The sequence below is a fragment of the Massilia genomosp. 1 genome, assembly GCF_011682185.1.
GTDB lineage: Bacteria > Pseudomonadota > Gammaproteobacteria > Burkholderiales > Burkholderiaceae_D > Telluria_A > Telluria_A rubra.
On sequence record NZ_WHJF01000671.1, the window covers coordinates 1 to 247 of the forward strand.

A 247-nucleotide genomic window follows, 5' to 3' on the forward strand; every position below is an offset into this window, starting at 1 on the left:
CGCCCTCTCCAAGTGCTTCAATGCATGTTGCAGCGCATGACACGGCGCGTCCTTCAGTCAAGGTGTGTCAGGACCATTGCGCCACCCGGTCAATTGCTTCGCCATGGCGACGTAGCCGACGAACTTGTTACCGGCCTCATGATTCTCTTTTTGCATCGCCAACGCCTTGTTGCAGACGAATCGGCACGCGCCAGCGAAGCGGCGCATATTGCGCTCTTGCTCGCCATCTGGCATCAGTTCGTATTGA

At 57.1% G+C, this 247-nt stretch carries 1 pseudogene; it reads right to left on the reverse strand.

Going from position 1 to position 247, the window contains the following annotated elements:
• Positions 1–60: 60 nt before the first annotated feature.
• Positions 61–247, reverse strand: a pseudogene (locus F1735_RS35190) (helix-turn-helix domain-containing protein); the annotation flags it as partial.